11 protein-coding genes and 1 pseudogene are annotated in these 11858 nt (G+C 49.0%); 6 read left to right on the top strand and 6 right to left on the bottom strand.

Translation table 11 applies throughout. The features are described from left to right. Together NC980_RS23545 and NC980_RS23540 are read left to right on the top strand one after the other, a co-directional pair. The coding region (locus NC980_RS23545) for a DDE-type integrase/transposase/recombinase (RefSeq protein WP_190375376.1) at positions 1 to 378 on the top strand (378 nt) is incomplete at its 5' end. 60 nt (positions 379 to 438) lie between these two features. Next, complete coding sequence (locus tag NC980_RS23540) at positions 439 to 2346, top strand: PAS domain-containing hybrid sensor histidine kinase/response regulator (RefSeq protein ID WP_190375375.1); 1908 nt, start codon at positions 439 to 441, stop codon at positions 2344 to 2346. 72 nt (positions 2347 to 2418) lie between these two features. Here NC980_RS23540 and NC980_RS23535 read toward each other — a convergent pair whose 3' ends face one another. Together NC980_RS23535 and NC980_RS23530 are read right to left on the bottom strand one after the other, a co-directional pair. Beyond that, entirely contained in the window at positions 2419 to 3117 is a 699-nt protein-coding gene (locus tag NC980_RS23535) for a Crp/Fnr family transcriptional regulator (protein WP_190375374.1), read from the bottom strand. A gap of 282 nt (positions 3118 to 3399) precedes the next feature. Then, positions 3400 to 3879: a transposase gene (locus tag NC980_RS23530; RefSeq protein WP_190375373.1), complete on the bottom strand. Its 480-nt coding sequence runs from the start codon at positions 3877 to 3879 to the stop codon at positions 3400 to 3402. A 389-nt stretch (positions 3880 to 4268) separates the two neighbouring features. Here NC980_RS23530 and NC980_RS23525 point away from each other — a divergent pair, with 389 nt between their 5' ends. The 3 genes from NC980_RS23525 to NC980_RS23515 all read left to right on the top strand — a co-directional run bounded on the left by NC980_RS23525 (position 4269) and on the right by NC980_RS23515 (position 7625). Next, entirely contained in the window at positions 4269 to 4709 is a 441-nt protein-coding gene (locus tag NC980_RS23525) for a globin family protein (protein ID WP_190375372.1), read from the top strand. Between the two features lie 481 nt (positions 4710 to 5190). After that, entirely contained in the window at positions 5191 to 5697 is a 507-nt protein-coding gene (locus NC980_RS23520) for a DUF6653 family protein (RefSeq protein WP_190375371.1), read from the top strand. Positions 5698 to 5771: 74 nt separating this feature from the next. Continuing rightward, the gene (locus NC980_RS23515) at positions 5772 to 7625 is read left to right on the top strand and encodes an FAD-dependent monooxygenase (protein WP_190375370.1); all 1854 of its coding nucleotides are present in this window, start codon (positions 5772 to 5774) and stop codon (positions 7623 to 7625) included. A 427-nt stretch (positions 7626 to 8052) separates the two neighbouring features. On the opposite strand, the gene NC980_RS23510 is transcribed toward NC980_RS23515, so the two are convergent. Both NC980_RS23510 and NC980_RS23505 read right to left on the bottom strand, forming a co-directional pair. Next, positions 8053 to 9717: an ATP-binding protein gene (locus tag NC980_RS23510; RefSeq protein WP_199298379.1), complete on the bottom strand. Its 1665-nt coding sequence runs from the start codon at positions 9715 to 9717 to the stop codon at positions 8053 to 8055. Further along, on the bottom strand, positions 9714 to 10262 hold the full coding sequence (locus NC980_RS23505) for a methanogen output domain 1-containing protein (protein WP_190375369.1): 549 nt from the start codon (positions 10260 to 10262) through the stop codon (positions 9714 to 9716). Before NC980_RS23505 ends, NC980_RS23510 begins: the two co-directional genes overlap by 4 nt. 508 nt (positions 10263 to 10770) lie before the next feature. On the opposite strand from NC980_RS23505, the gene NC980_RS23500 reads away from it, so the two are divergent. Beyond that, positions 10771 to 11280: a response regulator gene (locus NC980_RS23500; RefSeq protein WP_190375368.1), complete on the top strand. Its 510-nt coding sequence runs from the start codon at positions 10771 to 10773 to the stop codon at positions 11278 to 11280. A gap of 209 nt (positions 11281 to 11489) precedes the next feature. On the opposite strand, the gene NC980_RS23495 is transcribed toward NC980_RS23500, so the two are convergent. Both NC980_RS23495 and NC980_RS23490 read right to left on the bottom strand, forming a co-directional pair. Next, entirely contained in the window at positions 11490 to 11603 is a 114-nt protein-coding gene (locus NC980_RS23495; protein WP_190375367.1) for a RodZ domain-containing protein, read from the bottom strand. A 22-nt stretch (positions 11604 to 11625) separates the two neighbouring features. Further along, positions 11626 to 11817, bottom strand: a pseudogene (locus tag NC980_RS23490) (phosphoribosylglycinamide formyltransferase 2); the annotation flags it as partial. Positions 11818 to 11858 lie beyond the last annotated feature (41 nt).

The following is an 11858-nucleotide window of genomic DNA, read 5'->3' as shown; positions in this document are numbered from 1 at the left end:
CGAGACACAGAGGCAGCGAAGCGATTGTTCCGTAAGCTTTTGAAGAAACAAGGGTTTGTGCCACGCGTGATAGTCACCGACAAGCTGAAGAGTTACGAAGCGGCAAAGAAGCAGGTGATGCCGAGTGTGGAGCATCGACAGCACAAGGGGTTAAACAACCGAGCGGAGAATTCGCATCAATCGACACGAGTGCGAGAACGCCGAATGCGACGATTCAAATCCCCAAGGCAAGCCCAACGATTTCTCTCAGCCTTTGGACCGATTCGAGATCACTTCCACCCCAAGCAACATCAACTGACTGCACCCCGCTATCGCCAAGAACTGCGCCAACGATTTCAAGATTGGCGAGAAGTCGCTTGCTTGCAAACTGCTGCGTAAATTGAGCGAACCTAGCGATTGCGGGATAATTGTGCTCAATTTTGAACATCTCCGGTTAAGTTGACAATACCGAATGAAGTGTTCTGGACGGCTGAAGAGGAAGCTCTCTATGGGTTTCCTCCGGGTAGTTTTGCAGGTCAATTTGAGCATTGGAGGCAAGCCGTTCATCCCAATGATTGCGCTCAGGCAGAGCGGGAAGTCTTACATGCGGTAGAAAACCGTACAGACTTAAATAATGAGTTCCGCATTATTCGTCCTGATGGTAGTGTGCGCTGGATTGCTGCCAAGGGAAGAGTCTATTGCGACGCTGAAGGCCACCGGCTGCGCATGGTGGGCATGAATGAAGACATTACCGATCGCAAGCAGTTAGAAATGGAACGGGAGCAGCTGCTGCAACAGCTAGAAACCAGCCTCAGGCAGTTTGAAGCCGTCGTAAACAGTATGACCGAGGGGCTCTTGGTTAGTGATGCTCAAGGAAATGTGCTGTTGTTCAATCCAGCCGCTTTAGCTCTGCATGAATATGACTCCGTTGAGCAAGTCCGACGACATCTGCACGAGTTTCCCGATACGTTTGAAGGACATGATTTACAGGGTAACTTTATCTCGCTAGAAAGATGGCCTTTGGCAAGGGTCTTACAAGGTGAGACTTATCGCAACTACGAAATTAATGTGCATCGACTGGATACCAATACCCATTGGATTGGCAACTTTAGCGGCACTCCCGTTTACGACAAACAGGGAAATATGGTGCTAGCAATTGTCACAATGCATGATATCAGCGATCGTAGGCGTGTCGAAGCAGAGCGGTTGCAGTTACTCGCACAGGAACGGGAAGCGCGAGAACAAGCTGAAGCCGCCAATCGAATTAAAGATGAGTTCTTAGCGGTCCTGTCCCATGAATTACGAACGCCCTTGAACCCGATTCTGGGTTGGTCACGGTTGCTGAAGCAGGGCAAGCTTGATGAGCGTCGGGCCATTACAGCTTTAGAAACCATTGAGCGGAATGCTGGCTTACAAATTCAGCTGATTGATGACCTCCTGGATATTTCTCGCATCTTGCAAGGCAAACTCAGTCTCAATTCTGCTCCGGTTGATCTCCAGACAATCATTGTAGGCGCGATCGAAACCGTTCGCTTAGCTGCTGACGCAAAAGCGATTCAGATCCAAACTGAGTTTGAATCGGATGCCAGCACTGTTTTGGGTGATGCTGCTCGCTTACAGCAAATCGTTTGGAATCTGCTGTCTAATGCGGTGAAATTTACCCCTGAAGCAGGACAAATTCGAATTCGGTTACTAACGACAAAAACTCAAGCTCAGATTCAAGTTGAAGATACAGGCAAGGGAATTCGATCGGAGTTTTTACCCTATGTTTTTGATACCTTTCGTCAGGCAGATAGCACCACAACCCGCACCTTTGGTGGATTGGGATTAGGATTAGCAATTGCCCGTCATCTGGTAGAACTGCACGGTGGCTGTATCCAAGCAGCAAGTGCAGGAGAGGAACAAGGGGCAACCTTTACCGTTATGCTTCCCTTAATGGCAGTAGCACTCTCAACCCCTCAGAGACCAACCACAATGTCTAATTCCCCTCAACTGCAAGGTGTAACTGTTCTAGCAGTTGATGATGATGCCGATAATCTTGAACTCGTTCAGTTCATCCTAGAGCAGGTCGGGACGACGGTCGTTGCTGTCTCTTCAGCAATGCAGGCACTAAAAAAGCTGCAACAATCAAAGCCTCACTTAATCGTTGCGGATATTGCCATGCCGCAGGTAGATGGATACACATTGCTGCAACGAATTCGCAAACTTCCTGTTGCACAAGGTGGACAGATTCCGGCGATTGCCCTAACAGCCTACGCTGGGGAGATGAATCAAAAACAGTCAATGGCTGCGGGGTTTCAAAAACATCTTGCTAAACCTGTTGATCCAGAGGCATTGTTGCAAGCCGTTTTAGAGTTACTGCGTTAAACTCTGGTTGACTGACAAAAGTGCTAAGAGCTACGCCCCAAGCAGGTATTGGTGCTCCTCTGGCATTGTCAACTATAAGTCAGCGGAACCATGAGCCATCTGATTGAGAGCTGCTCCGTCGATTACCGTGATTTTTCCGCCTCGACGATAAGACACCACTCCCTGAAGCTGTTTGAACAGTCGAACACATTCTTCGTAGGTAATGCCAATTCTCCGTGCAATGTGATAGTGAGACTGTAATTCAACATCGGCTCCAGGCCGATCGAGATCGATATGCTGCTCGATCGCGGTCGTCTGAATCAATCGAGCAAGACGAACGATTGCCCGTTCAGACACTAATCCATGGACGATGTCGTGCAGTTGTTGCAGTCGTTGATTGAACACTGCCATCATCTGGAGTGCAATTTCTGGATTCGCCTGAATTGCCTTGAGTAACGCCTCTCGCTTGACGGTCAGCACCTGCACTGAGTCTTCTGCAATGACTGTTGCGGGTGCAATCTGATTCCCAAACAGGGCTGGAGCCGCAAAAATGTCTCCTGTATTCAAGGTGCGAAGAATCGTTTCCTTCCCGGTTGTCGCTGTTTTCACCACGCGCAGCCTTCCATCAACGAGGGCATACAATGCCGCAGGGAGCGAATCACCTTCCTGCGTGATGGTTTCGCCCGCTTGATACTGCTGCATCGTTGCATCGGGTTGCAGTTGAGCAAGCTGTTCCGGCAGGAGATTCGCAAATATGGAGACGCGGGTGAGCTGCTCGATCGTGGCTTTCATGTTTGCCTTTCGTAAGGACGCAAACTTTAACCTAGCCTATTTGATTAAAAACTATTCAGACTAAATTTGATCACAAGACGAATGAACGTGAGTCTCCAACAAAGGCGGGCCTATGGGAAGGGCGAAAGAAACAAATTTGTTTCCTAGAAGTTCGACGAAATTTCCTGCTTCGGTTTGAGCGGTCGAAAGCTTCTGTCAAATTCACGTCGAATTAGCGCTCCCTTTTGCTCGATTTTTGGTTTGGGGTGTTGTGAGTATCAAGCAGAGAGATAATGCTCGGCACTAAGGAAACACAGTTTTTGGTTCGGGTGCGTGTCCGAGATAGATATAAGCAGCAGCTCGAAGCACAATTTGAGAATAGAGAATTTTCTGAATCTCTAAATTGGGCGCGCGTGAGGCAGCCGCTTTGTAAGCTTTAATTTCTCCTTCTAAGCTCCAATCGCCGCCAGTGATGTAATGGTCGTAGTCGTGCATGACAAGAAACGCAAAGCCATAAAACGGATTCGGATAGATGGAAACGTCATAGCTTTCCTCTGCCGAAACCCAAAGATGACCTTGTTCAATATCCGCAAACACTTCATCTGCGTTTTCATAGCGGAGATAATCGGAGAACTGAGGATTGACTGGAGTTTGACGAAACTGCTGCATTAACCAGTCACATAGTTCTTGTTGGATTTCTGGGGAAATTTTAGCGGGCTTTCCCTCTAAGTAAAGTTTGGCAAGCTTTTCGAGTTTGGAAACGGGTTGAGTTTTGAGCAACATAAGTTCAATCTTCTTCGCTTCTACTTCAATTTTGACAAACGATTGCGATCGTCAATATGAGGTACCTCAGTTCTGAAATGCGTCTGCTTCATCTCCAAGAGACAAACGCAGAGCGATCGACAATCTATGTCGCCTCGCTGCTTCTGATACCCCTTCCTTACCCGCCCCCTTTGAGTCTGCAAGCAGTGTGCTGTGATGGTTGAAGGATTGCAGCCAGTAGGAGGAATATTGCAGCGAACCTGGAGTTAGCTAGACCTAGGGCATAGCAGCGTCTTTGTAAGATTTGAATTCAATCCGCTGAAATTTCTACACTGTCTCTATGAGCTACCTCATAGATTAATTCATCTGAGTTTGACAAACTATGAACAGTTAGCTACAGGAAATGCTGTATGTCTTTAAGTGTTGAATTGTTAGAGTCCAGCTTTGCACAGATTAGAGAACAGGAACTTGATTTCACGACTCACTTCTACACAAATCTATTTACAGACTATCCAGAGATCAAGCCACTTTTTGCAAACACTCATATGGAAGAACAAGCAAAGAAGCTCTTCAAATCGCTTGTTTTAGTCGTAGCCAGTCTCCGCAACCCCGATGCTTTGACGAAGGCACTTGAAGGTTTAGGAACTCGTCATATTCAGTATGGAGTGTTGCCGGAACATTACCCAGTGGTAGGTAGTACATTATTGAAAACGCTTTCCTCTTGCCTAGGAAGCGCATGGACACCTGACACTGAGCAGGCATGGAGTGAAGCTTATGCAGTCGTGACCGAACTCATGTTGAAGGGGGCAAAATATCCAACCGAAATTCTGGTTCCTAGATACAAAAATTAGAAGCCTCTGAAACGAAGACAAAAAGCATTGCCATGCAGGTAGGACTGATTCATAACTGGGACTCACTAAACATCTGGGGGCATTGTCAAGTTAACCGTGTATGTTCAAAATTAAGCATGCTATTCCTTGAACATTCAGCCCTGCTCAATTCTACGCAGCAACTTTTGCGCCGCAGTTGATTGGCGAATTGCTGTCCGAATTTCTGGCATCATTCTCGAATCGATTCGAACGCCAACGCGGCATCGAGGTGGCTTCACCACGCCCTAGGCGACCAGCATCATTTTCTCGATGTCTCGCTAGCTGAGTGGGAAAGTGTAGTAAAGCCAAACACAATCACTGATGATTTCGCTAGGGAAGCGATGACGGAAATATATGAACAAGAAGTTGCGAACTCAGTTAAACCAGTACGATTATTCTACATCCGGGTTAAGCTGACAATACCGTTAGAAGAGAATCTTCGACTTTGAGGAGGACACTAGCAATGACTTTAGAACGCAAGATTGCCAACACATTTCACATGGATGAGGAAACCTGGACACGTCATGCCAATCCCTGGAGTTTTTGGACTCGCTTCACTGTCCTGCCGATTCTGATTCTGGCAGTCTGGAGCCGTACCTGGCTGGGCTGGTGGTCGTTGGCCCCTATCGCGATCGCCCTGCTCTGGACGTGGATCAATCCCCGTATCTTTGCGAAACCTCAATCCACTAATCATTGGGCCTCTAAAGGGGTATTGGGCGAACGAGTCTGGTTGAATCGAGATACGGTTCCGGTTCCTTCACACCATCAGCAGATTCCCAACGTTCTGAATTTGGTTTCAACCGTTGGTATGGCATTTGTGATTTGGGGATTGCTTGCACTGGATAACTGTTTCGCTCTCCTAGGGTGTGCCATTGTTTACTTAAGTAAGTTGTGGTTTATTGACCGAATGGTTTGGCTGTATGAGGATATGAGGCATACCCATCCCCAGTATCAAAGCTGGCTTTACTAACCAGTTACGGCTTTCAGGATCGAAGTTTGGTAGAGAATTCAAAATCTCAAGCACCTTCAGATTGAGAGGCTACTATGAACACAGCATTGCAAAGCCAAACGAATGTGTTAATTGTGGGTGCTGGTCCAACCGGACTCACTCTTGCCTGTGAACTACTTCGACGTGGGGTAAGTTGTCGCATCATTGATAAAGCTCCGGCACCTGCAACAACCTCCCGTGCATTAGGAATCCAGCCCCGCACCCTGGAACTGTTCGATACGATGGGCCTCATCAACCAAGTATTATCTACCGGAGGCCCTGTCTTTGATGCCAACTTCTATGACGGCGATCGCTTGCTCCTGGCACTCAGCACGGCAGGGATGCAGAAGCTAGATACACCCTACCCCCAGATTTGGATTACACCGCAGGTTAACGTCGAACGAGTGCTCACCACGCGACTGCATCAGTTGGGGGGTGCGGTTGAATGGGCCTGTGAGCTAGTGGACTTCCGTGATACTGGCTCCCAAGTAGCCGTTACGATCAATCACCCTGATGATGGAAGCAAAACCGAGGAAATCCAGACATTCTGGCTCGTTGGTTGTGATGGTGCCCATAGCCAGGTGCGGAAAGCCTTGGGGGTTAAATTCGAAGGCAGCACCTATGAGGAAAAGTTTCTCCTGGCAGATGTAGAACTGGATTGGCAGCGAGAGCACGATCGCTCGCATACCTGGCTCCCGGCAGAGGGCATGTTTAGCATCATTCCCTTGCCCAACAGCCAACTGTGGCGTGTCTTCGCGGTTGTGGATGGAGAAACGGTACCGCCTTTGTCGCTGGAGTTATTCCAGCAACTTTTTCGGGAACGTACTGGCGACACCCAGACAACCCTCAGCAATCCGACCTGGCTGTCTAACTTCACCATCAACCGCCGCATGGTCGATCTCTATCGGATTGGACGGGTATTCCTAGCTGGCGACGCTGCCCACATTCACAGTCCCTTTGGCGGGCAGGGAATGAACACCGGAATTCAGGATGCCTACAATCTTGCCTGGAAATTGGCGCTTGTGATTACGGGACAGTCTCCTGAGCACCTGCTGAATACCTATCAAGCGGAACGCTTGCCCATTGCCCAACGAGTACTTGCTCAGACGGACGCGAACACGAAAGTCCTAGTTTCCAATCATCCCATGATGCAATTCTTGCGTGAGCGTGTCCTGACCTTAGACTCAGTTCAGAGCTATTTAACTCGACGGGGATCGCAACTCTTCATCCATTACCGCACATCATCGCTCTCTCGCTCCTACTGGGGAAGTCAGAGGTTCAGTCCGAGAAATTGGCTCACTTGGCAACTGGGACCTCAAGCAGGCGATCGAGCCCCAAACGGAACGTGTATTCGGGCGGCATCTCATGAGGAAATCAGCCTATTCGAGGAGTTTCGCGGGACGCACTTCAGTCTGTTGTTGTTCGCGGGACTGAACTATTCAGAAGCAGAACGCACAAACCTTGTGAAAATAGCGCATCAAATAGAAGCGTTACTTGGAAACAGGGTGAAAACTCACATCATTGTCAGTACTGATAAAACACCGCAGAAACTGGATTGGAACGGTTCGGTGTTGCAGGATGAGCCAGGCACGCTGCACAAGAAGTATAGCGCTAGCGGAGCGTCACTCTATCTGATTCGTCCAGATGGCTACATCGGCTTCCGAAGTCAGCCTGTAACAGCAGAGTCATTACTGGAATACCTCAGCCGTCTCTTCTTGCTCGACGGCAGGCGCTCTTACCAGGAAACTCAGAAAAACACGAATAGGACGTGGGAGATGATCAAGCGGGAATTGTCGGTCATGTTTTCCAAAACGCGATCGCCAATCCCCTTAAGAATCACGCTATACCGGCAGAAGACCCAGGGCTGGAAGAGACCGTGGGGTGGATGGAAAGACGTGGAAGCTAGCTAAATTCAAAGTACGGTATTGATTTCCGAGTGGGAGGAAGATCTCATGAAATCAAACGAATTGCATGTCGTCATTGGAGCCAGTGGTGGAACGGGGAGTGCAATTGCGCGGGAACTGGTTCACAAGGAAAGCGGATTCGTGGAGTGAACCGCAATGGCCATGCCGATTTTCCCTTCAATATTGAAATGCTCAAAGCCGACGCAACTGTACAGTGACTTTTTATTTGTCGTGGAGACACATTAGTGTCGTTCAAGAAACAGAGCTAAACCTGGCTTACTTTTCTGCCTAAAGTCAACTTGGCAATCCTGGTGATCTAAGGCTGGGTTGTTGAACGAACATGTTCTGAAATCCTTTGATCCAGTCTGCTTTGTAGCCCCGTTGTCACCCCCTGGACGGAACCACTCAAACACTCTAGCTAATGGCTTTCGCGTCAGCTTGGTTGGGAAGCCCCTTCGATTCGTCCAGCCAAATTGGCAACTACGGCAACTAATTCAGCCGGTTCAACTGGTTTGGCAAGATGAGACTGAAAGCCAGCTAACAGTGCAGCAGTCCGATCTTGAGTTCTGGCATACGCAGTCAGGGCAACCGCAGGAATCCGTCCGCCTTGCTCCGTTGGTAAGGCTCTGATGCGGTGCAATAACCTATATCCGTCTTCATCGGGCATTCCGATATCGCTGATTAATAGGTGGAGCGAGGCTGCAGATGCAGTCAGAATTGCTATTGCTTCGGCGGCTGACGCTGCCGCAATCACTTCTGCGCCACAAGCTTCAAGTGTGTAGGCGAGTAACTCCCGCATATCCGCGTCGTCATCTACAATCAGGAGCCGCAAACCATCGAGCCGTGGGGAACTGTCAAACTCAACTGTACCGCTCACTGCTGGATGCACCCGCTCGGATTCACTTCCAATGCTGGTTGCTCCAACCGCCATTACGGGAAGCTTGACCGTAAACGTTGCCCCTTGTCCCTCGCCAGGGCTTTCCGCATGTACAGTTCCACCATGCAGTTCGACCAGTTGGCGGACGATCGCTAAGCCCAATCCAAGTCCACCAAAGGAACGGGTAATGGAACCATCTGCTTGGCGAAAGCGATCAAAGACATAAGGGAGAAAATCAGGGCTGATGCCTTGACCGGTATCAGACACAATAATCTCAATATGAGAGTTAATGCGTTGCAGGCAAACCTGCACTCGTCCCTGTTTTGGCGTGAACTTAATCGCATTACTAAGTAAGTTCCAGACAATCTGCTGTAACCGTTCTGAATCCCCTAAAACAGGACCAGCGGCTGGATCGAGCACCGTTTGCAGGCAGATGTGCTTGGCATCGGCAGCGGGTTGTACCGTCTCTATCGCTGCCTCAATCATCGACACGGGCACAATTGTTTGCACATTGAGACGGATTTTTCCGGCAATAATCCGGGAAATATCGAGCAAGTCCTCCACTAATTGAGCTTGAGACCGAGCATTCCGCTCGATCGTTTCGAGAACTCGATGCATCCTGACTTCGTCAACCTTGCTTGTCCGCAGGATCTGAGCCCAACCAAGAATGGCATTGAGCGGAGTCCGCAATTCATGGGAAATTGTCGAGAGAAATTCATCCTTCAAGCGACTGAGCCGTTCGGCTTCTGCGCGGGCTTGCTGCTCCTGGATCAGAAGTTGCGCTCGCTCTTCTTCCGCCCGTTTCCGCTGCCGGATTTCTTTTGCCAATTCATCGATCTTCTGGTTTAGTAGGGTGAAGCGGCGACTGGCGGATTCCTGAGTTTTCAAACGCAAGAAAATGAGTGCCGGCGATTCGAGGGACCAGGGTCGAATCACGGCTCCTTCACAGCGATAGACACAAGGCTCTTCATGCCTGCTCCTGAAGGTGAGTGAGCCCAGTACTATATCTCGGCTGCCAGAGCAGGCGCGTAGATACTGTTTAATCTTCTCAGCAGAGTCAGTGGCAATCTCAAAGAGTGCCTTTGCTTGCAGGGGCTGCTGATACATCCCAAACAGGCAGGTGAAGGCTGGATTGGCAGCAAGAATCTGTCCCTGTCCGGTCACCAAGAGCATGGGTTCGGGTAGCGGTCTTGCAAATTCTAGAAACTGTTCGGGTGTCACCCCTCGTTCTCTCCCTTAAAGTATTCTCGTCCGTGACTTGCTTCTGCCTCTGGTGTGGGCTTTAGGTAGACGACGACTCGACAGCCGGGAGCACCTAGCGCGATCGTCTCTTGCAGTTCGACTTTGGCATACCCGAGGTTATCAGCCGCAATGGACCCAAAGACATTCGAGGTCATCATACACATTGCGGGACGACCCAGAACTTTTTCGGCAAACGGGCAAGCTCGGTTCCCGAGCACAATTTTCTCGTTTGTTTGTTCAAGAATATAAAAGTCTCCCTGAATGCGTCGTTTCAAATCCACAAACACAGCAGCCACTTGCTCTTGGGTAAGATGGGAGACCTGGAGCGCTGCTTTATAGTCCTGGTCGATTTGCCGACCCATATTTTGACCAACCACACTAATAAATCCTGAGGCTTCCTCTAAACCCACCACATCTTGCAATGTACCCGCTAGCTCTCGAATTAAAGTACGCAGAAATACATCCCGCTCTAAAGGAATGTTGAGATCCTGGATAGGTGGTTGGGGTTTAAGAAAACTACTCATGACAATATTTCTTCAATAAATCGACTTATCAATAAAGTTGAGCCGCCCTTGCTCAATCTCCAGAATGCGGCTAGGTATAGAGACACATTCAGGTATAGGGACACATTATAGCTAAGACTGAGCATTGACGTTAGCCAGATAATGCGTTCCTTTCGAGCCAGCAAAGTGGTTTAAGGAGCACTGAAAGACCAAAACCAAGGCAGTTATAAAGGCTGCCCTATATCCTACGAATGGTTAGTCATAGAGCTCATGATCGCATCCCTACGGAAAAGCCTCAGTAATGGGTGGGATTGTGATGGCTGCTTTGGATGATGAAGAAATATTTGCTCAGTGTGAGCAGTCGCAGCACTCAATGAAAAGTTATATATGAAATTTCAAGAAATTCTTGCACTTTCTTAGATAATGTCAGTAAAATTTCATCTGCTGAAAGGTATACTTTTCACCGCAAAGCTTGGCTTGCGCCTTTGCAAGGTGACAACTTCTGGGCCTTCACAACCACAGGGAAGCTATGAATCGATTATCGAAGTGCTGTCTCTTAATCGTCGATGCTCACGAAGATACACGGCTACTATTGGAAACTTTCTTTGAGAGCGAGGGAGCAAGGGTGCAGTGTGCTGCAACTGGACCCGACGCGATCCAACAATTTGCTCTGCACTCCCCAGATATTGTGATCTGTGACATTGCTCTCCCTGAAATTAATGGCTATACACTCTTGCAGCACATTCGCACGCATGACATGCTCTTTCAGCGACGAACGCGAGTCATTGCTGTAACGGCATGGATCGGTGACAGCGGCTCAAACTCTACGCTGATAGGAGAATTTGATGCTTGGTTGATGAAACCGATCTATCTTGACGATCTGATGACACAAGTTATCCGTTTCACCACACACAATCGTGTCTGGTTGATGCATCGCTTCTCCAATCTGCGGCGTTCATACCACAAGCTTCAGCGCTTGATCCAAACTCGATGTTGGGTAACCTTCTCATCGATAACTCGCCTATTCTGCAATGCTTAAGAGCTGCGTTCAACTGCCGCTGATGTTGAGGACTGGAAGTACATCATTAGATTTCCAGATGGGCAAGCTGCGATCTGGTTTTTACCTGCTGCACAGTCGCTTCGGTTGCCATTTTCTAGCACGTTGATCAGTATCCGGTAGACAATATCCTCCCAAATTTGTAGATCGAGCGACTCCGTTCTTCAACCGACCAACGGCGGACTCAAGCACTAAGGCGTAGGCGGAAAGGTCGCAGTTTGGACTTCTCCTGCACCCCCCATCGGCTTAAAGGTGGCGTTGTTATAGGAAAGAGAAACCCCACCTGCGTTTCCAGCTGTGACCACAACTTGGTTTTTTCCACGCCAGGATCGCTTCGACTTCCGGCACAATCAGCCCCGGTTTTTCCTGCTCAACAATCTGCCGCACCTGTGCTCCATCCAGCATATTGATCACATGCGATCAGTGGGCGACCTGCATCGCGGGCGCATTCGCATAGCTATCGACTGCAATGACTTCTAACCCCAGACGCTGGGCTTCAATGGCAACTTCTTTACCCAGTTCGGTATTATCAACTTAACTGGACTGTAGAATAATTGTAC

This window comes from Leptolyngbya sp. AS-A5 (assembly GCF_039962495.1).
Taxonomy (GTDB): Bacteria; Cyanobacteriota; Cyanobacteriia; order Leptolyngbyales; family Leptolyngbyaceae; genus Leptolyngbya.
This window is presented reverse-complemented; position numbering and strand designations above follow the sequence as displayed.